We start from the raw sequence: 23,837 nt of genomic DNA, 5'->3' as shown, positions 1-23,837 counted from the left end.
TCATTCATAATGCTATTAAAGGGTTTCTACTTCGGTATTTTTTTAATACTTTTAAAATCTTTTTATTAACAGTTTCCTCATCTAGCGATTCAATATTTATTTCATATGAATAATCTCCGATATTTGCTGATTTTTTCATATTTTCATATTGTAGATTTGTTCGAATTACCGCATAACACGTCATATCGATGATGCATTTTTTCATTAAAGTCAAAAGCCCATCATAATCTTGTATGGTATACTCAAATTCATATAATTGATTCTCACTTAAACCATATACAGTGCAACCATCAGAAAAAACTGAACTGGTAACTTCTTCTCCAGAACCAATATGGATTACCTTGATCAAATTTTCTGCTCGAAAAGAAAGCCAAGCCAATTTACTAGTTCTAACTTTCTCTTTCATTGGGTTACTTGGCTTACTTCTCAAATAGTTTTTAGTAATCAATTCATATTGACTAATGAGTTCCTGGATTACCGTATCGGGCATTCGTTGAACATTTACCCTGTTCTTTATGTCCTGTACAGTAATTTCCATCCTTCCACCTCTTTTACTTCTCTTTCTTTTTAACCTCTATACTATCTATTAACTTAAAATGTCCTGTACTCAGTAAATAGTTTGCTTTCTCATTTGCAACCTTTTCCTTTACTCCGTTGAAAAAAGTATAGCCATATGCAGTATATGTACCGCCTAATTTTAATTCTATAATCTTCATATACAAATTACCTTACTTAATTCCCAAATTTATCAGGTATATTAGTAAGAATTGCTACTGCGTCCATTTCTTGAATAACTGCATCATCATCCAAATGAATAACATAAAATCGCTTATCTTCCATAACAGCAGATTTACCTTCTACAGTCTTACGAACTCGCGTGTCATACGTATTTACCGCAATAAAGTTTTTAGGATCTGCAAAAATAATTACATCATCTTGAAGAGAAGGAACTGTGACAATTTCATACCCTAACGGCTTATTAACTTGATCCCCTGTACCTAATAACGCAGCATCACCTAAGCCAGTTGAACGAGTTGTTAAATATTCAATCCACTTCTCTCTACGAGCAGGTGACATAATCCACTTTAAACCTTCATTTTTATATTTATTAGGCATCGCCTTAGATAAATTAAAGATTGAGTCTTTACTAAACCCGGCGCTAGCTTCAGCATCTCCCGTTCCCGTCACTAATTTAAAATGATCGACAATATGAGATTTACTTGATTGTTTAATTTGTTTTAACCAGCCATCATTAATTTGAAGAAATGGATCTTCTGAAGTTACATCCCCATTCCAATGAAGATCTTCAAGGTCAATACCTAACTGAGTTGACATTAATGTCATAACAGTATCTTCATATCCTTCACCTTCGATATTTTCTCGAAGTAGCTCCTCCGTAATCTCCCATGGTAAACGAATAGAAACTGTATCATATTCAACTTTCGACGTTTCTACACCCGCTCGATAGCCATCATCACTATTTTCCATTTTCCTACGTAAAATTCGACCACCGATTGCAATTTTATCTAATTCACCTTTTTTCGCTTTACGAATCTCTTTGCGATGCAATTGAGAAAATGGAGTTGCATCAAATACCATTCGGAAAAATTCTTTACTTTGTTCCGGATATAATAGCCCCGCTTTCATTCCTCCTGTTGTCATTGTACTCTTTTCAATTCGTTCAATACGTGCTAATAATTCTTTATTATTCATAGATTCATTTCTCCTTATCTTTATAGATCTAATCCTACCCATTTATTTACTGGTTTTCTCATCTCGTTTGTTGGTTTGGCATCAGCCCCAAGACTTTTACGAACTTGTGCTGATCGCTCAATTACTTCAAGTCTCTTTGAAATGGGGTCTATTACCTTCTGAATAAATTCACTTGTCTTTTTAGATTCTCTGTCATTTTCTAATTCATTAGTATCATGAGTTGATTCAAGTTCTTTATTTAACTGTTCTTCCAACTCCTGTAATCTCTCAAGAAAAGGACCCATTTCTCTCTTTACAATGTCTGCAATCTCATCTGAATTTTGATCTGCGTTTTTTTGTAACTTATTTTCTTTAATTTGGTTCATCAAAGAAATCATTTCATCAAATTTTTTATCATTTTTCTTATATAAGATTTTGCCTACTTCATTTATGGAATTAATAGTAATATCTTCCGGCGAGAAATCTGTATCACCACCCTTCATTGTATTTAAAATGTCCTTCATTTCATCTAAGGTGGAAACCATCTGCTTAATATCTACATTTCCCTCCCAAATCCCAACATAAAATACATCTTCAAACAAATTAAATACCTTTTGCATCTTAGAGTTTTGTTTACTATTTACTGACTGATTATCCATCTCCTGAGTTTGTTCCTCGTCATAATGTGACTTAAAAAAATTAAACATCTTACGAATTACACCTTTCTCATCTTGTGTAAACTCATCCATTTGTGGCATCTCCATTCTTTCTCCAACCCCTCCCATCGAAAAGCCTGTGATTTTCCCTTTTTTGATCTCTTTCCATGTTTCACTATCGTCTACTCGAACAGTCATAAGCCATGTTCCTTTTTTAATATTTTGTTTCCCAACAACCGTATTATTTTTAGAAATCCAGCTTTCTACTACTGTTCCTTTTCCTGCCAACTCGTCATGGTTTTTATCTATGTATCTATATTTCTCTAAAAAATTATAAGCCGCTCTTTCAATTTCTTCAGCCGTCATGATATCACCATGTGCATCTTCTATATTTGGTTCATAAACAACCCCTGTTACAAGTTGTTTTTCATCTTCCCTCTTTAAAATAGGGACATTTTTCAAAACGTTAGAGCCATTCATGTTCATACCCTTCATAATTGCAAATGGCCTACCATTAGCCCCCTTTGTTACTAATGAAACATAACTAATTTCTACATTTTTCAATTCATTTGGCATAATATATTCCTACTTTCTAGCAAGACTACTAAATCGAATTTGAATCTTCATTTAAAAATTTATCTCCTTCTAGAACTGGTTCGTATCCAATAACTTTTCGGCATTCATTTCTTGTTAATATACTCTTTTCGTATCCATCTATTGCATATTGCATATCACTTGCTCGATCATCTGTATCAATTTCATTTAATTGAAACTGCCAGTCCAATTCCCCCAACGTTTCTGTAAACTCTTTAAATAATTGTGTATTTAATCGATGTTCTAAAATTTGTTGACCTGGTTCAATAATTGATCTTTTATACATTTCATTCATTTCTTTTGCTGTCGTCTGTCCAAGTGATCCTGTCATAGCCCAACCAATTCTATATGGTGGAACTCGATGAGCTACACAAATTTCCATAGCATTATCTTGGCGATATAAACGAAAACTCGCTTCTTTGACATCAGGCCCTAATTTCTCTAAGCGAGCTTTGGCTCCTTCAGGGACAGGAACAACTGCTAACTTATGATGTTCTCCTTTTGTTTCGACAGAGAAAAATGTTTTTAATTCTCTTTCAACTGAATCATCTATTTCATCAACACCCTCAACAAACAAAACAGCATCTGGAATTGTTTTACCAGTAAAATAATTAATATTGTAATCTCTTACAGCTTGTGATCCTACAATGGAACCAATTGAACTCACATAATCCGGAATACCATAGTATGATGATCTAGAACCAAATTTACGAATTACAATAACTTCACCAGCTTTTTCTTCAGTGTCTAATAACGAGTTTTCATCTAAGCTATCACTAATCATTTTTCCATCTACTAACCTAAAATCTGATGGATAACTAAATCTCTTAAACCATCTCTCCTCATTATTTACAATCTGTGCAAATCGAATCTTATCTTTATGCGCACGTACCGTATGTGCTGGGATATGGTGAAGCTGCGCTGGTTCCCCTTTCAAATTACGAACAACCTCTATAATTCCCCAACCTACAGTTTCATAATCCTCCCAAACTGCCCTAAGTATTTCGCTACTTGTCATTTCATTATTGCAATACCTCATAAAACGCTTTAATTCTTTATATTGTTCCTGATTTGCCTCTGTCACTTCATCTAGCGGTGCAAAATCAAATCCCATACCAGCAATATCATTTACTTTTGCACTAATACATGCCGAGTGAATAGGGTTACTTTCTCTCAAATTTAATAATACTTGCATATCATATGGAGGCTTCACTAGTTCTTTATCACCGTACACTTGTGCAAATGGATCAATTGTCATTTGTTTGCTTTGAAGTTCCTCATCACGTAAAGCCATCTTACGACTTTGTAAATTAAGTACCTTCACATTTTTAATTGCTTTTTTCTCAACCATAAGATTTATGCCTCCTTTCATATACAAATCATTTATTCAATGTTTTTCATAAAAACTTTACCAATATAAAAAAACTGAACATTACATGTTCAGCTAAACTCTTTTTATTTTTCCACCCATTATTTTTTTTTGCTTAGTAAAAAAGTATTCTAAGGCTTGTGACGTTGTATCTACTTGATCATTATGCTTACCAGATGGGAAAGAAGCTAATTCATCTATATAATCATATACCCAAGATTGTATTTTAGGATTAGGTATATATACATTTCCAGATTGAAATTCAGGGGATATCGCCTCAGCGCGTGTTTCTTTTGAACCCTGTGGATTTATAGGAATAATTCCACTTATTTCATTCTTCAATGAACTAATAATGGCAGGGCCATTTGCTTTTTTTTCAACTAATTTCGGAATGGACTTTTTAAACCCAGAATTCCGAAGGATCGACTCATATTTATGGTGAAAAACAACAAATGCTTTCTTTGTTTCTAGGAAATTCATTTGCGCCCTCACTTGATCAATTAAATATTTGTCTCCATCTATTTTTCCCCAGATCTGTCCAACCACAAATGAACTTTTATTTGTAGTGTTATCAAAAGCCATATCCCAGGAAGTAATAATTTGATCAAATTGTTCCCAATTTGGTAATACATCGTAATATTGAAACCAGTTCCTTTTAAAAATATTCCCTATATCACTTGATGGTTTTTGTTGCCATAAAGATAACCATGAGCGTGCAGAGGAAAACTTCTTTTTATCTTCATAATAATTTTGGCCATAGTGTTCCACCCATAAGCCTCTTCCTATTTCTCTGTTTAATGGATCGTTCCTTGACTCTGCTATAGCGGGAATTGATAACACAGTCCATTTCTCCTGTTCTTTCTCTAACAATCTACCAGCTAAATCGTCCTCATGCCATCGCGTCAAAATTAGAATTACCTTTGCACCTTTTTGTAAACGTGTAGATAAAGTATCTTCCCATTCATCCCATAGTCTATTTCGGTATGTAATTGATTCGGCCTCTTGGCGATTTTTAATAGGGTCATCAATAATTAATAAATCTGCTCCTTCCCCTGTAATCGAACCACCAACTCCTACAGACAACATTCCACCAGAGTGGTTATGTAGTGCCCAATCTGTTACGGAACCTTGTCGCTCATCAATTCTAATGTTAAATATCTCTTTACCAAACTCTTCAATCTTAGCACGATTTCTTCTACCAAACTTTTCAGCTAAACTTGATGCATAAGATACCTCTATAACTCTCTTATTTGGATAATTTCCTAAATACCAACTTGGCAATGTTTCTGTTATAGACTGTGATTTTGAATGCCTAGGTGGCATAAACACCATTAATCTATTAGTCGATAATTTCTCTTCAATTAAATCTTGGCAAATCTTTGTTATTAATTTTGTGTGCTTTGCATGTTTATAGAATCCCTTATGTGTATACTGAACATAGAAAGGGGTAGTTCACTTTTGCCAATTCCTTAAATGTATTTTCATCTATTAACTTATGCACATTCATCCGTGTCATGATTGTAATTCTCCTCCTTGAACTTTCTCAAATAATTTCATAGCTAAATCAAGCATTTCCTCATCACACCCAATTTTCATAGCCATTTTATTATGCTCTACTTTCATTTCTCCTGAATGATTTACATTTGCTTGCAATTGATCTTTTCTTCCCCATTTAGTTGGGAATTTTCTTTCTAATCTCCATGCTGCGGCTTTCCAATTAGATTTTGCATGCTCCCCAATTGTCTCAACGTCTCTAGCTTCACTAAATGCTAATGCCTGATCAATTTCCATGACTAACTTCACATAAATCTTATCTTTTCTCGGTACTACTTCACCTGTCTTTTCACTCGTTTCAATTGCCCTACGCCCTTGTTTTAACCAAACATAAACTATACTTCTACTTATTCCAACTAACGCACATGCGGTTTCAATATAATTCCCTACTTTAATATATTGGGTCAACCTATTTATCAGCTCATCATTCAATTTCATTGGTCGCGCCACTAGCATTCCCTCCCGTTTTAACTCATCATTTGTATTTCTTTTTCTAAACACTCAATACATATTGTTGTTATATTGTCGTCAACTACCTCACGAATTAACATTTGTTCACAATACTGAATTGTGATTGGAAATTTCAAAACCCACAAACATTTTTCAAGGCAAATTGAACATATTGGCATAGTATCTATATCTTGTTCTAACATCTAATCGCATCCTTCTGTAGTTTTTCATGTACTACTGCCTATTTTGTAGTAAATAAAAAGATGCCGTCACTTTTAAAATCTCTCATTTAATTTATAGATATCCTTTGGATTACTCTTTCTTTTTGCTAGTATCCATTCTTCATTTTTTATATTTCATTTAAACTTATTTTATTACTCTCTATTTATAGGTGGCACTATGGTGACAAGAATGTATTTGTAAATAAAAAAAAGCCTTAACTACTTTCGCAGAAAAGACTTTTTCTTACTTGTTTAGCAATTTTTATTTCAGATCTATATAGAATCGTTTTAATTGTGCTTCTTGAAACATTCAAATATTTAGCAATTTTCTCTTGTGTAATGCCTCTTCCTCTTGACATGATATATATTTCTCTTTCATATTTTGTCAAAGTAGAGAGCGCATCTTCTAGTTTTATTCTCTCCCATTCTGAAATGACACTTTCTTTGTTTTCATCATCCCATTCATATGTTGTATCAGTACTACGAAAATACCTTTGCATTAACAAGGAATCATATGATTTCTCTCGTTGATAAGCAGCTCTACGTTCTATTCCCCTGCGATTACCCGGCATCTTTGCATTCTTCATCCACTCCAAAGCATATGTGACATCACTAATCATACTTGTTAATATTTTAATCTCTTCTTCTTTTGCACTTATTTTGGCACTCTCTAGCTTACATAACGTTTCTTTATATTGGATAATTAAATCTCGCATATACCATTCCCACCCTTATAACAAAGCAAAATTGTTAAAAATAGAGACCATCTAAATCTACATTTAATTTCCATTTATTTTTTCTCACCAAAAAACTAAAATTATAAAAAAAATCTTGCTTAATACTATTTATCATTGCTACTTTGTACTTATATGATATATGTATATAACGATTCGTTTTTATCTCTTTTTCATCATTTTTTTACATAAAAATAACCACCTGCTTGTTTACACAGGTGGTTATAATCCATATTAAAAACTTATTCATTATTAGTAGTAATCTTAACACTCCTCAACCTCAATCCCTAATGCATATGCATAGTTGTAAAAAGCAATATTTCTTTTTCTATAATAATCTCCCTCGGATAAATTCAACTCTTTCATGACCTCATATCTATTAACTCGATTCTTTAATAAATATTTTTGAATAATTATTCTATCACTTTCAATATCTAACTTTTCTAAACCTTTGTTCATCGCAATAATATAATTGATCCGCTCTTCTTTCGCATTTTCTTTGAATATATTTTCTTTCGAGAGTATCGTTTCGTTAAGATAATTACACTTCATAAATAATCTGTATTTCTTTATAGCTTTCAATACATTTTCTTTTGTAGCTTCTTTATTTAATACTGGTAATTCTATATTTAACATGTTAAGCCCCTTTCTTATCATTTATCCTTAATCATAATTTGAATTTCATATCTCTAAATCATTACAATGATTTGCTATTAAGGCTTATATCCTTCATGTATTATTTCATACATTGTATTACTAACATTTATTTTCTTATCCTTATGATTTTTGATTAATTTTATTAACTCATCACTATTTAATTCGTATAATTGTTTATCCTTATATTTGTAAATTCCATTTTCAATAAGTTGATTAATTAAAAATAACTTCATCTTGCTACACCACCATATCTTCAACGAAAAATTGAATCTCTATATCTTTTGAATTATAATAACAAATTGCGCCCCCATTAATCGGAACACATCCTACTACAATTTGAGATTCACTTCCACCTTTTACAATAGCCACTTTATACAATTTATTATCTCTTTCAACTACATCACCAAGTCTAAACTCATTTATTTTACGCCCTTTGATAGCGAATAATTTTGCCTGTTCAAATAATAATTTTTCACTTTTTTCAGCTTTCCTAATTTTTAATTTCGTACTCTTTTCAAAATGACCATAATTATTAGAGAACTCCTCTCCATTAATCCAAAACCAACTACCATGCTTTATTTCTTTTTCATTTTCTTTACAATATTCAGCGATGAATTTTTCACTTTTTTCATTTTCAATATACAATAGTTCTCCTTTTCGAATTGTTTCTCTACAATCTATAAATTCATTCTCAAAAAAGAAATTAATTTGTTGATAGCTTTCTTTTTTACCTAAATAATCAGCAATCACTCTTTCACCTTCTATTTTCCAACACATCGGTGTCTCTTGTACTGTTGTAATCCAATTTGTTTTCATTCGTTTAATTGCTTCAAATCCTTTATATGTTCTCATTTTTAAGATGCCTCCATTTAATTATTTAAAACATATTAAATAAACTTAAAAACTACTTTCAATGTACATACGTGTAATTTCTGATTAAATACTCTTTCCATTCCTCTTATTCTTTCTTAACTTCCGAACCAATTCATACAGTACAAATTTCTTGAATAATATGTTTTTTATCTACATATATATTCTTTTCTTAAAAAGGTAATTTTCTCTTACGCTTATCCCTTGTTTTTTTAAATTCTATGTGTCGATATGTATTAAACATACGAGATGTAACTCTTTCATCGTACGCTTTTATAATTGCCTCACCTGTTAAATTCGTTGTAACAATTGTTTTTTTCCCTTGTCGTCCATCAAAGAGTTTAAATAACACACGATTTACAAATGCTGTTGCTTTTAAATCATTAATATCCATATCCCCTAGCTCTGCTCCTAGATCATCAATGACTAATAAATCCATAGAAATTAGCATATTTGTTATACTATGCTCTGTTTCACAAGATTGCGTATTAAATGTCGAACGTATGTAATCAAAGAGTTCTGAACTTGTAACATACATAACTTTATCCGAACTTTGTTCATTCATTTCATGCGCTATAGAGTATGCAATATGACTTTTTCCGGCTCCAACTTTCCCCACAAGAATCAAATTAAATCGAATATCATTTAAATAGTCTGTAAGAGCCTTTTTAGCTAAAATTAAATTCTTTTCATCCTCTTCACACTCTGATATAAATGTCGAAAATCTAGCTAATTTAATAGTTTCATCTTTAATAAGACTCTGATCGTAAAATATACTTTTACGTTTTCTTTCCTCTTTCTCATAACGAAAAACATTCATTTCTTTTTCTAACCTTCTATTTTCTTCTTCTAAACGACATACTGGACAAATCGTTTCACCCTGAATCTCCATCAATCTTACCATTCGCTTCCTCTCCTGATTACATATCACACATGTTTCAGAAAGGAATTTCATTTTCTTCGAAAGACTTTGTACTATATCTGTTACCTTTGTTAAAGCCATTTGATTTCACCATCTTTCTCTGCTGCAAATATCCCTCAAATTTAGTTCCAAACAAGGTTTCTGGTCTTAAATATTTTGCCTGTTCTGTATAAAGCCATTCTTTCGCCTTCGTCTCAATAACTTCTTTAAATTCATTTATATTAAATCCCTCTTGTAGTCTAGATTTAATTAACATTTGTGTCTTTTTAGTTGAAATACGATAACTTGTATTACATACACTGTTGAGATAATTAATTATCTCTACTATATCTTTTTGAGTGGTATTCTCTGAGTTAATCTTTTGTGTAGTCTCTGGTATTGGTTGAGACATATTATCATTTTCCATCATGACAATATGTTCTTTTCGTTGAGACAATTTGTCACAATCGTTATCTATTTCTAATTCAACTAGTCTGTCATAATTTATTGAATACCATTTTGTTTTATCAAACTTTAATTTGTTATAGTTACCACTTATCAATAAATTAAACTCTTCTAGATTTTTAACAATACGTTTCAACGTTCTTTCATTCCAAAACGGGAATTGTTTATGCCAATTTGTAATGCTATTATAGACCCAATAACGATCATCATAATAATGTTTCGAGCGCTTAAGCCAATAATGTATTTGTTGAAGAAAAATTGCCTCGTTCAATCCAATCTTACTTGCTAATCGAGGTAATACTAATAATGGCTCATCCTGTATTAGCAAACTACTCATTTTATCTTCCTCCATATTTTCCTTAAAATTTATATATTAAACTTATTAAATATTAAAGGTTTTATTATCCAAAACCTTTAAATTTCCCAACCTATTAATACTTTTATAGCTTGATTAGCTTGCTTCCTTGTAAGATCACTCAGTGATTGAATTTTAAGTTTTACTTTTAATTTATTTTTGATTTCCTCTTTTGAAATTACTCCATCATATTTCAATGCTATTATATGCATTTTGGCATAAATCATTTTTAACTGTTTATGCGAAAACTTTTCCGATTCAAAACAACTAGGATTTCTAAATTCTTCATTCTCATTAGTACTCTTGCTGACATATCCTTGTTTTTTTGTCACTCTAAAAACCATGATTAATCCTCCTTACAATAGGATTTCCTATAAGATTTGTTTTTTAAGACGATAGTCTTTCTTTTCTTACACCACATTCTCTGTTAGCCAATTCAATAAAAATGCTTTCGTTTCTTTAGCCGGAAAATACCATGTCCCGCCCACTTTAAATTTTTGAACACGCTGATCAAAAAAGAATTCTTTTTAAATAGTACTCCACGACATGCACGTTCTTTTTAAAAATTCCCTTGTATCCCAAAATACAAATTCTGCATCCACTTCTTTAAGCTTTTCTTCTAATTTTTCTAAATATAATCTTCTGATTGCTCTTTCATCTACTTGAATATTTAGCATTCTATATTTCATCTCAATTTTTATATACCAAATACACTTTAGCGTTTCATTTTTTGAATCTCTTTCCTTATTTTCCAAGTAAAAAACTATATATGAAGTACCTTTAATAGTAGAATTATTAGATATTTGGTTTAAAATACCCCAATAAACATCCTATAATCCAGATATAAATACGTGCATTTTTGTCACAAATTATTTAAAAAAAGATCAGGGAATAATTCTTCTATAGATTTCTCTAAATAGCACGATAGCATATGTGCCTCTTTCAGAGTGAATTCACTTTTATTATGTTCTTTTGCCCAATATGTACGTGGAGAAACATTAAGAAAATCAGCAACTTCTTCAATAGTTTTTCTCTTTAATTTTCTTTCTAAAAATATCATCTTGTGCATTTTTGTCACCTCTTTTCAAATTCAAATATAGTACTACGTGACAAAACAGTCAAGAATTTTTTTACCAAATCACGAAGAAAGTTGCATTTTTGTCACACCAATTATATAATCAATCAAGACGGAGGTGACAAAAAGTCATGAAATCATTCGGTTTAAAATTATCTCAATTGATGAAGAAAAATAATATGACAGACGAGCAATTAGCTGAATTATTATCTGTTAGTAGAACTACTGTTTTGCGGTGGAGAAATGGTGAAAGAAGCCCTAAAATGTCAAAAATATCTCAAATTGCTAAGATATTAAATGTCTCTGCAACCTACTTTATTGATGAAAATGAATCCTATTGTCCTGAAGATCACGCAATTACCAAACGGAATATTCCCATTTATGGTACAATCGCAGCTGGTAAACCAATTGAGGCTATAGAAAATGTAATTGGGGATATACAGGTACCTGATATCATTTTAGATAAATATGGATTTGAAAAACTATTAGCACTTCGTATAAACGGAGACAGTATGAATAGAATTGTACATGATGGACATATAGCTGTACTTGAGAGGACAACAAATATAAATAATGGCGACATTGCCGCTGTACTCATCAACGGATATGACGCCACTTTAAAAAGAATTTACAAAACCAATAATAGAATTATCCTAGAACCAGATTCTTTTAATCCTAGTATACATCCATTAATGTTTGATTGTACAGATATAGAAAATTGTCCAGAAATAAAAGTAGTTGGAAAATACATTTGGAGTTGTGCACCAATTCAATAATATTTCATCAATGAATTAAGTTATTTTTTAATAAATTTTAAAGTAAAGGGGATTTCTCCCCTTCTTTTTTATAGCAGGAATTTATCTTGTCTAGTTTCAGGAAATTTTGATTTTTCTTGTGTGTTTTGTGGGTGAATTACTCTTCTTTCAAATAAAAGTGTTTTACCTACAACATAAAAAAACTCAGCACGTTTTGTGTCAAGGGTTTGAAACACTTATTATAGGGACATATACTGTCCGCTTTCGCCTCTTAAACGTTCAATCATACTTGGTACTTCTTCAAAATCTATACTTGAATGCTTTTTCTTGCTCAATACAAAATACCTCCCTTACAAATTATAACAAATCGAATCTTGGTAAAACAAAAAGAGATGTCTTAGTAGTATACCTAGGACATCCCCTTCATTTTATAATATCAAGATTCTATACATCTCTAATAAATAAATAAATATTTATTCTACCTAAAACATCGTATTGTCATTAGCTGCTTCACTTGGAATCTCTTGAATTACATTCCAGTGTTCGACAATCTTTCCATCCTTGTTACGAAATATATCGACTATAGCAACTCCCTTATCTTGAGAATTAGTACGAGAATATACATGAAGAGCAACTGTATCCCCTTCAGCTACTACACGTTTAATCTCTGCAGAGGAATTAGGGTTTTTAACAAAATTCTCCTTAAAGAAATTCATAAAGGCTTTTCGTCCATCAGCAACAAAAGGATTATGTTGCTTATACTCTTCACCTACATATTTTTAGTAAAAAAACTCATAGTTGAATTTAATGTATCTAATTCCTTTTATTATCAGAATAAGCCTTTACAACAACTATTTATTATTTTTCATTTTATTAATTCTATAATTTCTTTAATACACTTACCATTATCCATTGTTATATCTAATTTCTATTTAAAACTCTTCTTTGTAAGTTTATACCTATATATCGTGTTAAATTGTGTGTGGCAAGATAAAACAAGCTGTTAAATTTAATTATTGTTAGGTAGTTTCTACGGTATGATATTATCACACAATTAGTTATACATAAAAAAAGGTTTTCTGCCATATAACAGGAAACCTTTTACATGTTATTAACCTACAAACCTAAAATTTCAACAATCTGACGGGCCTTAGCATTATCTATATAATAATGCATCTCTAACCCTCTTCTTTCTGAGCGGAGTACGGTTCCCCTCAATTTTGATAAATGTTGTGAAACAGTGGATTGTGGAAGTCTCAATATCTCCGTTAACTGTGTAACATTGCATATTTTATGTTGCATTAATTCATTTACAATTTGTAATCGAACAGGATGTGCCATTACTTTTAATACATCTACATCGTCTTCATGGATTTCAGCTAGATTTCTTTCAGTTATTAATGTTGTCATTTCACATTCTCCTTTATTATTAATTTCTATTTTCCTTTTATCCTTATAATTAATACTTATAGCTGATTACCATTTGTCCTGTTGAGAAAATATATTCTCTTTTTAAAACAAAAAGGACACCAATTCATAAAAACGTTTTTTACTGCTTTAATGAATTGATGCCCTCTAATTTTTTGACCAGAATATATCTTGTTTTAATGGATATTTTCAATTCCTTTTTCTCACATCTAATAAAAAATTTGTATTTTCTTTAAAATCCATATTAAGAATATCTTCAGATCCTGAAAGCATAAGTTTGCGGCAAACTTATGCTTCCTATCACATTCCACACCAATCAGGATAATTAACACTATCAATGTAGTACTAACTATCTTAATTGAATATTAGTAATAGTAAGTCTAAATATTATCAATTCACTTTATATTACATGTATGTAAAAATAATGACATGATAAGCTTTTTCAAATTTTTCTCCTTGTAAAGATTTGAAAATAGCATTTCATTACTCTCCTTACTGTTAATATGCCTAGAAAAAGAACCTTATAGGGTTCTTTTTCTGTTCATTCCCTAAAGTCCCATATTAATAAAAAAAGAAGAGGGATATATCCTCTCTTCACCAATAAAATCGAACATCTTTACACTTAAGGAAGGGCATACATTCATCAAGAGATGAAATGAACAATAATAGTTCACCTAGTGAATTATAACATAAACCCAATTCCATTAATAGATAATATTAACATTTATGGAATAATTGTTACAAAATTGTTAAGTATCTTAATATTAAAAGGCTTTATATGTATGTAAATTGAAAATGGATAGTGTAAGGATAAAATATAAGGGGGATATATCATGTTTAACAAAAAACAAACATTCGTAACAACGGTAACAGCTTTAACACTAGGATGTGGATTTACATTCGGATTAACACCGGCCTTTGCAGATTCTAACAAAATTTCCGCCAACAATATTCCTGTTCATTCTATTCAGAACCAAGAACAAGAACCTTTTACTGGATATGTCATTTCAGTAGAGAACAATTATTTAGTAGTTGCAGCTACGCCTACAAAAGATGAAGCTCTTGCTTATCAACATGATTGGTGGGATCTAGTTTCTCAAAATAAGATTTTAAGAGTTCCTGTTTCAGATGATGAAAACTACACATTAGGTGAGAAATTAAATGTATATGCAGCTGCATGGACTAAATCCCTACCACCAATAGCTGTTATGCCTACAATTGAAAAAGTATTTCAGTAGGTAATATTTCCAATAATTTAGCTATCCCATATAAAAAGGAGTCAAATAGCGACTCCTTTTTATATTCTTTTTTTACCTTTCCCTAGATTCCTTACCTTCTCATACCCCTAATATTTAATAACATGCCTCTTTCTCACTAGCTAATACAATTTTCATCTTAGGAATTATTCATCGTATTATTTATTTGAATCCTTATTATAGTTTTAAAAAATATCCATTATAAAAAACGTATCCCTACCTACATTCACTTATACAAAATTAAGAAATAAATAATTTAAAAAGAAAAATACTACAACAAAGAATGTCCATTTGTTTCTTTTTGTTGGTTTCCAGCATGTTGTATATAAAAAAATAAAGCACTACCTGTCATTGTAATTAAAAAGATTTGATAATAATCAACCATCTATAATACCCCCTCCATACAAAAATAAACTCAACGAAATATTCACTTAAAAAACCAACGTATGTAAAAAAACAGCTACAATTCCATTCATAGTTTTAAAAATTTGTCCTCCTCTTCTTCTAAGAATATTCTAAATCCCAGATAGATTATCTTATAGCGCCACCTTATGTATGCAGAATTACATATCAAACTATATTGAAAATCATTCTCACTGTAACTATAATGGTTTCAAGAAGTGGTATTTTCACTTCCTTTTCAAATCTCAAAATATATTAAAGGAGGAACTAGCATTATGAAAAAAGTTATTTTAGCAGGGGCACTAGGGATTGCAGTACTATCAGGTATGAATTTACCAGGAGTAGAGGCACCAAAAGCGAGTGCGGCAACTACGAATTTAGAAATTCAAGAAGTTACAAAATATTACTCTATGAATTCCTATGAAGTTTCTCAAAAAGAATCATTTAATCTTAGTAAAGGGGAAGAACTTACAGTCTTTGTACAAAATTCCGGGTTCCCAATTTCTTATACAGTCTTTGATGCAGATAATCAAGTACTTGGCACATACAATGCTAATTCACCATATGGTCGCGTATTCAAAGCACAAAAAGACGGTAATATTTCTGTTCAATTTCAAGCAGGAGTAAATTCTTCTTACATGAAGAAAATGAATTTCACAGCTAAATTTGCGGTATCTAAACTTAACCAACAATAAAAAATGTAACGATCCTCTTTAAAAGCAAATTAAAAAGGTATATCCCTTCAATGGGATATACCTTTAACTTTAGTGAATTTTATATTGACCAGATAACTGCTCTTGCGCCATACGAACTAAACGTTTCGTAATCTCTCCACCTACTGAACCATTTGCTCGTGATGTTGAATCTGGTCCAAGTGTAACGCCAAACTCCTGAGCAATTTCATACTTCATTTGCTCAATTGCACTTGCTGCCGCTGCTATTAAGATTTCGTTTGAATTATTATTTTCGCGAATTTGCATTTTTTAAACACCTCCGTTGAATTTGGTAATATCATGCTCTATTTCCAACAAAATATGCAAAAAAATTATTCGTTTAGCTATTTTTCATATATACCTAAGCTTTCATCTCTAATGTGGGAATAAATAAAGGTATAGGTCATACTCTATACCTACACCTTCTCCTATCCTACTTACTTTTGAATTCCCCTATTAACCCCTGTAACTCTTGCGAGAGCCAATTTAAAGAATTTGCTAACTCTGCAATATCTTGTACATATAGTTCTTGCTCTTTCATACTTGTCTCCACATTACTACTGCTATTCACATATGTATTTGCAATGTGTGATAATTCATTTACAAACTGAACAATTGTTTGATTATCTTTTAAAATGTCACTTGAATTATTCGAATTCGCTTTAATTTGATTTGTAACAGATTGTGCAGATTCTGAAATCTTTTCAAAGAAAGCACCACTACTTTGAACAAGTGTTATTCCTGATTCAACTTCCTTTGAACTCTTCTGTATGGATTTTACAGCTCTCTCTGCTTCAGCCTGGGTTTCACCAATTAATTTAGCTATATCCCTTGCAGATGCCTCGGTTCTTTCCGCTAATATACGTACCTCGTCCGCGACACCTGAAAATTCTTCTCCCATCTCTCCAGCACATGAGGATTCAGTAGAAGCATTTAAAGCTAATGAATTTGTTTGATTTGAAATGGTTGTAATTACAGTAAGAATTTCATGAATTTCCTTAGATCGTACTTCTAATGCATAAATACTAGAAGATACATCCTGAACTGTATCTTTGATTCTTTTCATTTGATTCACGATTTGCTTAATCAAATCTTTTCCCTCTACAGAATGCTGGTCCATGTCTTCCAAAGCATTGCCAACTTGTTTTGCAGCTCCTTTAATTTCTTTCATCTTACTTTCCATTTCTTGAACAATCCCTAAACATTTTTGCACTACATATTCATGAGAATGTGCTCCTAAATTTAATCCTGTAATAGCACTTGCAATTTCTTTAAAGGCTATGCTATTCTCTTTTGTACTTACCGACAATTCCTGTGAAGATGTCGACACCTGTTCAGCAGTCTGCCTTACTTTATCTATAATACTATTAAACTTTTTAATAGTATTATTAAAATAGATATTAGTTATTCCTATATCATCAGATCTTTCATTCAATTTAATACTTAAATCCCCTTCACCAACTTTACGTAACCCTTCTTGTAAATCCTTTAAAGGCGATAGAGAGTTTCGTGAGATAAATATTTGAATTGTAATTGCGATTGTTAATGAAATTATAATAAATAGTAAACCTTGTATCATAAATTGTTTCTTTGTAAGAGGAATAATAGAAGCATCCAAATCCGCTGCAACAATTGCAATTATATTTTTATTTTCATCTGTAACTGGCTCTAAAATTGTTACCCAGAACCCTAATTCATCTTCATACACTTCTGTCATTTGTGCCTGTTTTGTTTGTATTACTTTATCATATGTTTTCATCCAATAAGTAGGCTGCTCATAATATTCACCTGGTTTTACAGAAACAGTATTTGCTAATTTTGTATCCAAAGCTACTATTTGTAATTCAGCTTTATTATTTAGCTTGGCTCCTGTAACATATGTTTGCCCAACACTTTTCATATCTTTTATAGCTTTATCTAATTGCTCTGTCAATTTTTCTTTCTTCTCTCTTTGTGCTGTGGGGTCTTTTGCTACATCTTTTACTATTTCTAGATCTAATTGATTTAATACTGCATCACCTGTTTCAAAAGACTGCCTCTCAAATATAGACATGATACTACTTTGAAACATATTAAAACTTAACGCTCCTATACTTCCAACAAGGGTCAGAATTACTAATACCGTTAGTAATACATTTTTTTGAAGCAACGATAGCTTATGCCAATATTTTTTCATTGATTTCTCCTTTCTTATTTTCAACAATACAAAAACAAAGTAGTAACATATTAAGAGGTTCTCTTTCTGTTATTAATTTAAACTTTAAAATAGCATACTAATCATTCAACCAAACGTTCCAATTTTTTTCATTTACAATTGCATCTTTTATATGTCCAGCTGCTCCTGGAAATCTATTAAAAGGAAGACGTAATACTTCTACCACTTCATCTTTTCTATTTGTACTGATTTCTTCTAAATCGATGATATTAAAGGATTTTCCTATAATAATTGCTATAATGTTTAATAGACGACTAAGAATATTTAAAATTCCATATTTATCTCCTAAAGATTTTCAAATTAGATTTGTTGCAGTACCTTCAGCGAGGATTTTTTATAATATCGTTAGTTTTAAATAAAGATAAGAATTTTTAAGAGCCCCATCTTTAGTTATTTTTATCTTGCAGAACAATAAAATCTGAAAGTTTAATTCAATCTCCTATTTTATAACTTTTTTCCTTATTTTTCTATAACATTATAATATTTACCTGTACAATCTGAACGCGGACTCTTTTGGCCTTTACCCTTCAATTGTCTTAAATTCATATGAGGTAGCGCAGAAAGTAAATTTTTAATAAAAAACTTTTGTATTAAAAAATGCAAAAATACATACTCCTCCAAAACTATATGCACTTAAATATTCATATAGTAAAATAAACAGTACAAGCGTGTCCTATACAGCATATTTCCTTAACGGGCTTGATACTATATTCATCATAAAATTGGTGTGACCTTAATATCTCACTTAACTCTTTAATATTTTAATATTAACAATATAGTGTTAATATATCCCTACTTTATCGCTACACCTACATATAAGCCAAGAATTCAATTACAGAACGGTTTTCATCAATAGTAGACAAAAACATGTCAAACAAAAAGAGACTCAATTATTTATTACTTTTCGTATAGATGTAATAAAAGATTATAGGAGAAATATATATGCTCAAAAAAATAAATAAATTTATGTTTGCTTTGCCTACAATTTCTTTTATTTTTCTTATTTTATTAGGATCATTTTTATTTGTAATACCATTAGATCTATTCTTACCTGAAATACAAAAAAACCCAATAACAGAAGCACCTCTTATTCTTCAAGTTTTATTAGGGGTATTAGCGGCACCTATATATGAAACAGTAGTTTTTCAAGTATTTTTATTTTGGCTATTAAGTTGGATTCCTTACATTAAAAATCGCGATTACTTTATCATTTTAATAGCTTCAATTATATTTGGATTAAATCATCAATATGGAATCACTTATATAGTTGGTACAACGATAATTGGTCTTTTATATAACTATGCTTATTGGGTATATAAAAAAAAGAATGAAAAATATCAGGTTACCATGTCTGCTTTTGGGGTTGTTTTTTTGATTCACTTATTACATAATTCTGTTGCTTTTATAGCTTCAAATTTATCATTTTAGCCAAGAAGACTCCTTCCTCAAGGAGCGTAAAGGGTCAAAAAGCCAATTAAATAAATGCATTTGCTTGTCCCATGGGATGTATTTTAGAGTATGCGACAACGGATCATAAAGGATATCATCAATATAAATCCAACCCAGAAGACTACGCTGTTTGTCCGCTACGTGAGGTATGTTTTTCAAAGTACGCTGTTCAACTATAGAGCGAAGCTTTGCGGACGCCAAAGAACTACATGGCTATCGATATGCTCGATTTCGGGGGCTGAAGTCTGTCCAAATGCAGGCTTATCTCACCGCAACTTATCAAAACATGAAAAAAATAGCCCTCCATCTGACCAAAAAAGGTCTGGTGGAGGGCTATTTTTTTGAAACTCTATTATTTTATGTTGTTTTTATTCACTAAAATCAAAAACAAACTCATCTTATGACCGCGTTTCTTCTTACGAAATTAAGTAATTGTTTCAATAGCTGGTTTTTTAGTCATAGAATTACTTTCTCTCTCAGCTTTATTATTCTGTTCTTTCGCCTAAAATTCCAATATCCCCATTACTTCCTTCGTAAATAGTTTGAAATCAGTTAAATGTTTTTCAATAATTTGACGAACAATATCTAAATTTACACTTTGATAATCATGAACAGCAATATTACGAAATCCAACCATCGCCTTTAACTTATTTGCTAGATCAGCGCTAAGTAATCCTGCTGTAACCAATAAATCAAAGGCCTCTCGACTAGATTGGGGTAATCCTAATTTTTTCCCTGCAACAATATGCATTGCTAAATCAATACTCGCTTCACAAGCTCTTTGTATATTCAATATTATTGAATCTTGTTTTGTAAAGTCCTCTAAATTTTCAGGGTCATTTCCATACACATCTTGGATTCTTTTTATACAACGCTCTATTGTAGAAATTTTATTTAAAATAACCTCATTCTTCATATATAGAACCTCTTTTCTTTATATCATCAAATACTACCTGTCGTTCTTCATTCAATTTTGAATACATTTTTAAGGTTTTCATTTCAAAAATAACCTTACGTTTTTCATCCGAACAAAATATTGTCTTACCTGTATGTATAATCTGAGCTTGAAAAACTGTAGAAGCTTCGGATAAATCAACTAAATCAACATCTCTATGAACAATGTTAGCTAACTCCTGTGCTAATAAAAAACGTTCATAGTTCCCTAATGTTGTGTCACTTACATAAGCTATATCAATATCACTATCTTCTCGTTCTCTGTTCTCAGCCGTTGATCCAAACACAATTATCCAATAGGGATTCACCGTCTCTTGTAATTTTTCTATAATAGCTGTTATCATGCTTTGAAAAATCATTTAATTAATCCCCCTTATTGTACTTGAATTTTATTATATCATAACCAATCATAAATCCTTTAAACGACTATAAATACGTAAACAAAATTAAGCTTTTTTAGTACTTAACTCCTCACAAAATCAGAAGCTTATTTCTGACCTAAAATTATTATAGTTCAGGGGTAGATATATTGTAGCTTTGGATCTTAAATAATTGTTAATAATCCAACACTTGCCTGTTAAATACCTTTTATATTTTCTTCCTGCAAAAGCAAAAGACTGACAATAACTGTCAGCCTCTTACTTTAACAACTCTAAAGAACTTTAGCCTATTTCACAATATACATTCTAATAGTTTGAGGATATATTGCTCTAACAAAGCATTATATATTAATCCACCTTTACTTTTTCTTTTACCTTTGTAGGGAGTTCATCTTTTTTAACTTCTTCCCAAGATTTCACACCTTTTTTCTCAGAGTAATATATACGTAAAAACGCTTCTTTACGAAGATTTTTTAACGCTGTAAACTCCATTTCTTTCTCATTACCATCCTTATCAAATCCAGGTAATTTATATTCGTAAGTCGTATCCCCATTTACATTTTTCTCTTTTAATTTTTCACCATCCTTGGTAATTTGCACATAATATGTATCTGTACCAAGACGATTTAAATTACACCCGGATAACACCACAGTAAACATCACAAAAACGCTACACATAAGCACTATTCGTTTCATATTATTCACCTCATATCTTTTCTCACAAAAATTATATCCTAATCTATTGGCTGCCAAAATTCATTTCCATTACGCTAACATTACGTTTTTGTAAGGTAGTAAAAACAGCTTAAAATAAAAAGGATATAAATTCATATTTCTATTGAATTCATATCCTTTATTCTTATTGAGTAAACTATTTTGCCCCATGCTTAATAGGAGGTATTTCTATTATTCTGGGAAAATAAAGCTAGAGTCCTCTTCATTAACAGTATCTTCTTTCGGGAATGTAATAGTAGATCCTTCATTTCCCTTATTTCCTTTATTTATTTCTTGTTCCTCAGGAAATACAATGGAAGAATCATTACTTAAGTTTGGTGAAAAACCAAGTTTAGACAAAATGGCTTTTAAGTCAGGTAAAACACCAATTTTATCAGAAGTTGGATCATTAGATTTCGTTCCGGTGCTAGAATCACTTAAAATATCCCTAAGCTGTCTTGGTGTATATACTCTCCCCTGATTATTTTTTGCAATTCCTTGAATTGATGCTGCAGCACCAGCAATAATAGGTGATGCACTAGATGTTCCAGCAAAACTAGATGTATATAGATTTGTTATAAATTCACTTGGTTTAGCATCTGTAGTATCTACTGCATTCCCCCATCCATACACATCCACTCTACTACCGTAATTAGAGAAATATGAACGTTTATGAGGAACCCTTGCAGAAGCTGCCCCAACCATAATTGCCCCTGAATCTTTAAAATCAGGACTATTACGATTTAAAACTTGTTTACCATTACGGTCTCTAAATTGATCCAAGTCATTTCCACCATTTGCACCTGCTTCAATAATAATAATTCCCTTATTTGTTCCCATACGAATTGCATCAAATATGTCTGGTTTTACTTCCACTGGAAAATAGTTCTTATCTCCATATCCATCGTAAGTTGCTTGTGCCTCTAGTAAAAGAATATCTCCAGCTTGCATATTGTTAACCGCACTTAAAATAGCATCAGCTGTATTATAAGTTCCGTTATCCCTAATCTGGGATACAACCTTTACCTTAGCCTTTGGTGCAATCCCAATTCCACCTATGTTATTATCCTCTGCAGAAACAATTCCCAATACTGAGGTACCATGATCATGGTGTTCACTCTTATTCTGTCCGGACATCAATTCAATCTTTTGATTCACTAAATCTTCATGACTTAGTAACCAACCATACTCCATATCTACGAAAGTAGTTCCTTTTCCATCCCCACCATTTATACTCCAAGCATAAGGTGCATTAATTCCTAATGGTGCTGGTTCAAGGTAACCTTGTCTTGTAAGTCTAGGCTCATCATATGGATTAACAGATAAATTTGGTAAACGCTCTTGAGGTGGCGTTTCTTCTTCCTGTAAATACGCCGTTTCAATAAGAGATGATTTCTCAAACTTTACAAGTAAGGCTTGTACATCAATATCACCTTGGTTTTCTACAATATAATAGTTTAGCAAATTGGAAGAAATATGTTCGGAGTCGTTTATTTCTCTACCTAAATTTTTAATTTCTTTAGGATTTAAAGAACTAAAAAGTCGATTTATAGTTACATTTGGGTATTCGTTTAAAATTCCAATTAATTCAGGATCTTGTTTTTCTTCTTTAATGAATTTTTCTATTCCATCCTGATATGGCAAATTTGCCTCATTTCTAAATTTCAAAATTAATTGTTTCGTAACTTGCTTATGTACAGTAGAATTCAATTGCTTATTTGAATAATTGTAACTAGCTGCATAGGCAACTTCTGATTTATCACTTGGAAGTAGTCCACCCACCCCATTAAATGCTGTTAATGCAATTGAAGAAACTATAATTCCCTTAAAAATTTTCAAAATGTGCACCTCTTTTAATTTATATATGATTATAAAATGCTTTATATGGCCTTAATTCTTTATTTATATAAGCTTCTTATATTTCCAACTCCGTTCATTTTTTAATATTTGCTTAACCATCATTAATACAACTACTTCA

Annotated in this window: 27 protein-coding genes and 3 pseudogenes; 5 read left to right on the top strand and 25 right to left on the bottom strand. The window is 31.2% G+C overall.

All coding sequences use genetic code 11. The annotated features are described in order from the left end of the window. Positions 1-4: 4 nt before the first annotated feature. The 17 genes and pseudogenes from HFD78_RS18815 to HFD78_RS18735 form a co-directional block, all read right to left on the bottom strand. Positions 5-538, bottom strand: coding sequence for a hypothetical protein (locus tag HFD78_RS18815; RefSeq protein WP_000406978.1), 534 nt, complete (start codon positions 536-538; stop codon positions 5-7). 13 nt (positions 539-551) lie between these two features. Further along, positions 552-716, bottom strand: a complete 165-nt coding sequence (locus tag HFD78_RS18810) for a YqbF domain-containing protein (protein WP_000691127.1) — start codon at positions 714-716, stop codon at positions 552-554. Between the two features lie 16 nt (positions 717-732). Next, on the bottom strand, positions 733-1,713 hold the full coding sequence (locus HFD78_RS18805) for a phage major capsid family protein (protein WP_001060157.1): 981 nt from the start codon (positions 1,711-1,713) through the stop codon (positions 733-735). A gap of 20 nt (positions 1,714-1,733) precedes the next feature. Beyond that, positions 1,734-2,924, bottom strand: a complete 1,191-nt coding sequence (locus HFD78_RS18800; RefSeq protein ID WP_086391823.1) for an XkdF-like putative serine protease domain-containing protein — start codon at positions 2,922-2,924, stop codon at positions 1,734-1,736. Between the two features lie 28 nt (positions 2,925-2,952). Further along, the gene (locus tag HFD78_RS18795) at positions 2,953-4,293 is read right to left on the bottom strand and encodes a phage portal protein (RefSeq protein ID WP_074593173.1); all 1,341 of its coding nucleotides are present in this window, start codon (positions 4,291-4,293) and stop codon (positions 2,953-2,955) included. A 93-nt stretch (positions 4,294-4,386) separates the two neighbouring features. Then, positions 4,387-5,634, bottom strand: a complete 1,248-nt coding sequence (terL, locus tag HFD78_RS18790) for a phage terminase large subunit (RefSeq protein WP_238601938.1) — start codon at positions 5,632-5,634, stop codon at positions 4,387-4,389. A gap of 189 nt (positions 5,635-5,823) precedes the next feature. Next, positions 5,824-6,321: a hypothetical protein gene (locus HFD78_RS18785; RefSeq protein WP_069603977.1), complete on the bottom strand. Its 498-nt coding sequence runs from the start codon at positions 6,319-6,321 to the stop codon at positions 5,824-5,826. A gap of 11 nt (positions 6,322-6,332) precedes the next feature. Then, positions 6,333-6,518: a hypothetical protein gene (locus tag HFD78_RS18780; protein ID WP_000892959.1), complete on the bottom strand. Its 186-nt coding sequence runs from the start codon at positions 6,516-6,518 to the stop codon at positions 6,333-6,335. A gap of 233 nt (positions 6,519-6,751) precedes the next feature. Continuing rightward, on the bottom strand, positions 6,752-7,252 hold the full coding sequence (locus tag HFD78_RS18775; RefSeq protein ID WP_001205173.1) for a sigma-70 family RNA polymerase sigma factor: 501 nt from the start codon (positions 7,250-7,252) through the stop codon (positions 6,752-6,754). Positions 7,253-7,534: 282 nt separating this feature from the next. Further along, the gene (locus HFD78_RS18770) at positions 7,535-7,906 is read right to left on the bottom strand and encodes an ArpU family phage packaging/lysis transcriptional regulator (RefSeq protein ID WP_000931946.1); all 372 of its coding nucleotides are present in this window, start codon (positions 7,904-7,906) and stop codon (positions 7,535-7,537) included. Between the two features lie 77 nt (positions 7,907-7,983). Next, positions 7,984-8,160 carry a Fur-regulated basic protein FbpA gene (locus HFD78_RS18765; RefSeq protein WP_000765291.1) on the bottom strand — a complete coding sequence of 59 codons (177 nt, stop codon included), beginning with the start codon at positions 8,158-8,160 and terminating at the stop codon, positions 7,984-7,986. Positions 8,161-8,164: 4 nt separating this feature from the next. Then, positions 8,165-8,779: a hypothetical protein gene (locus HFD78_RS18760; protein ID WP_001261478.1), complete on the bottom strand. Its 615-nt coding sequence runs from the start codon at positions 8,777-8,779 to the stop codon at positions 8,165-8,167. A gap of 190 nt (positions 8,780-8,969) precedes the next feature. After that, a complete protein-coding gene (locus HFD78_RS18755; protein ID WP_050428218.1) occupies positions 8,970-9,800 on the bottom strand; it encodes an ATP-binding protein in 831 nt (276 codons plus the stop codon). Then, the gene (locus tag HFD78_RS18750) at positions 9,736-10,500 is read right to left on the bottom strand and encodes a conserved phage C-terminal domain-containing protein (protein WP_000096618.1); all 765 of its coding nucleotides are present in this window, start codon (positions 10,498-10,500) and stop codon (positions 9,736-9,738) included. Before HFD78_RS18750 ends, HFD78_RS18755 begins: the two co-directional genes overlap by 65 nt. Before the next feature lie 77 nt (positions 10,501-10,577). Further along, positions 10,578-10,862: a hypothetical protein gene (locus HFD78_RS18745; RefSeq protein WP_191968100.1), complete on the bottom strand. Its 285-nt coding sequence runs from the start codon at positions 10,860-10,862 to the stop codon at positions 10,578-10,580. A 66-nt stretch (positions 10,863-10,928) separates the two neighbouring features. Further along, positions 10,929-11,195, bottom strand: a pseudogene (locus HFD78_RS29535) (group-specific protein). A gap of 185 nt (positions 11,196-11,380) precedes the next feature. Then, positions 11,381-11,587, bottom strand: a complete 207-nt coding sequence (locus HFD78_RS18735; protein WP_000549412.1) for a helix-turn-helix transcriptional regulator — start codon at positions 11,585-11,587, stop codon at positions 11,381-11,383. Between the two features lie 137 nt (positions 11,588-11,724). Between HFD78_RS18735 and HFD78_RS18730 the strand changes: the two genes are divergently transcribed. After that, entirely contained in the window at positions 11,725-12,369 is a 645-nt protein-coding gene (locus tag HFD78_RS18730; RefSeq protein ID WP_000834513.1) for a LexA family protein, read from the top strand. Positions 12,370-12,830: 461 nt separating this feature from the next. Here the strand turns inward: HFD78_RS18730 and HFD78_RS18725 are convergent. Beyond that, a pseudogene (locus HFD78_RS18725) lies at positions 12,831-13,127 on the bottom strand (nuclear transport factor 2 family protein); the annotation flags it as partial. A gap of 337 nt (positions 13,128-13,464) precedes the next feature. Beyond that, the gene (locus HFD78_RS18720; protein ID WP_000209274.1) at positions 13,465-13,758 is read right to left on the bottom strand and encodes an ArsR/SmtB family transcription factor; all 294 of its coding nucleotides are present in this window, start codon (positions 13,756-13,758) and stop codon (positions 13,465-13,467) included. 851 nt (positions 13,759-14,609) lie between these two features. Between HFD78_RS18720 and HFD78_RS18715 the strand changes: the two genes are divergently transcribed. Next, the gene (locus HFD78_RS18715) at positions 14,610-15,014 is read left to right on the top strand and encodes a DUF3221 domain-containing protein (RefSeq protein WP_000482313.1); all 405 of its coding nucleotides are present in this window, start codon (positions 14,610-14,612) and stop codon (positions 15,012-15,014) included. A 695-nt stretch (positions 15,015-15,709) separates the two neighbouring features. Next, positions 15,710-16,129 carry a hypothetical protein gene (locus tag HFD78_RS18710; RefSeq protein ID WP_000755790.1) on the top strand — a complete coding sequence of 140 codons (420 nt, stop codon included), beginning with the start codon at positions 15,710-15,712 and terminating at the stop codon, positions 16,127-16,129. A 69-nt stretch (positions 16,130-16,198) separates the two neighbouring features. Here the strand turns inward: HFD78_RS18710 and HFD78_RS18705 are convergent, their stop codons facing one another. Then, complete coding sequence (locus tag HFD78_RS18705) at positions 16,199-16,414, bottom strand: alpha/beta-type small acid-soluble spore protein (RefSeq protein ID WP_001167049.1); 216 nt, start codon at positions 16,412-16,414, stop codon at positions 16,199-16,201. A 166-nt stretch (positions 16,415-16,580) separates the two neighbouring features. Beyond that, complete coding sequence (locus tag HFD78_RS18700) at positions 16,581-18,323, bottom strand: methyl-accepting chemotaxis protein (protein ID WP_000761115.1); 1,743 nt, start codon at positions 18,321-18,323, stop codon at positions 16,581-16,583. Between the two features lie 981 nt (positions 18,324-19,304). Here HFD78_RS18700 and HFD78_RS18695 point away from each other — a divergent pair. Both HFD78_RS18695 and HFD78_RS30115 read left to right on the top strand, forming a co-directional pair. Next, positions 19,305-19,790 (top strand): CPBP family intramembrane glutamic endopeptidase, encoded by a 486-nt coding sequence (locus tag HFD78_RS18695; protein ID WP_000913855.1) that lies wholly within the window; start codon positions 19,305-19,307, stop codon positions 19,788-19,790. 184 nt (positions 19,791-19,974) lie between these two features. Continuing rightward, positions 19,975-20,190, top strand: a pseudogene (locus HFD78_RS30115) (transposase); the annotation flags it as partial. 123 nt (positions 20,191-20,313) lie between these two features. Here the strand turns inward: HFD78_RS30115 and hepT are convergent. From hepT to HFD78_RS18670, 4 genes are all read right to left on the bottom strand, one after another. Next, positions 20,314-20,727, bottom strand: coding sequence for a type VII toxin-antitoxin system HepT family RNase toxin (gene hepT, locus HFD78_RS18685; protein WP_000787540.1), 414 nt, complete (start codon positions 20,725-20,727; stop codon positions 20,314-20,316). Next, positions 20,717-21,124, bottom strand: coding sequence for a type VII toxin-antitoxin system MntA family adenylyltransferase antitoxin (gene mntA, locus HFD78_RS18680; protein ID WP_000577226.1), 408 nt, complete (start codon positions 21,122-21,124; stop codon positions 20,717-20,719). Before mntA ends, hepT begins: the two co-directional genes overlap by 11 nt. A 369-nt stretch (positions 21,125-21,493) precedes the next feature. Then, the gene (locus HFD78_RS18675; protein ID WP_000822915.1) at positions 21,494-21,841 is read right to left on the bottom strand and encodes a YxeA family protein; all 348 of its coding nucleotides are present in this window, start codon (positions 21,839-21,841) and stop codon (positions 21,494-21,496) included. A gap of 210 nt (positions 21,842-22,051) precedes the next feature. After that, positions 22,052-23,698 (bottom strand): S8 family peptidase, encoded by a 1,647-nt coding sequence (locus tag HFD78_RS18670; RefSeq protein ID WP_000688762.1) that lies wholly within the window; start codon positions 23,696-23,698, stop codon positions 22,052-22,054. Positions 23,699-23,837: the final 139 nt, after the last annotated feature.

Source organism: Bacillus sp. EKM501B (genome assembly GCF_011800505.1).
In the GTDB taxonomy this organism is placed as follows: domain Bacteria; phylum Bacillota; class Bacilli; order Bacillales; family Bacillaceae_G; genus Bacillus_A; species Bacillus_A cereus.
Note: the sequence above shows the minus strand (reverse complement) of the source record. Positions and strands in the feature narration are given on the sequence as shown.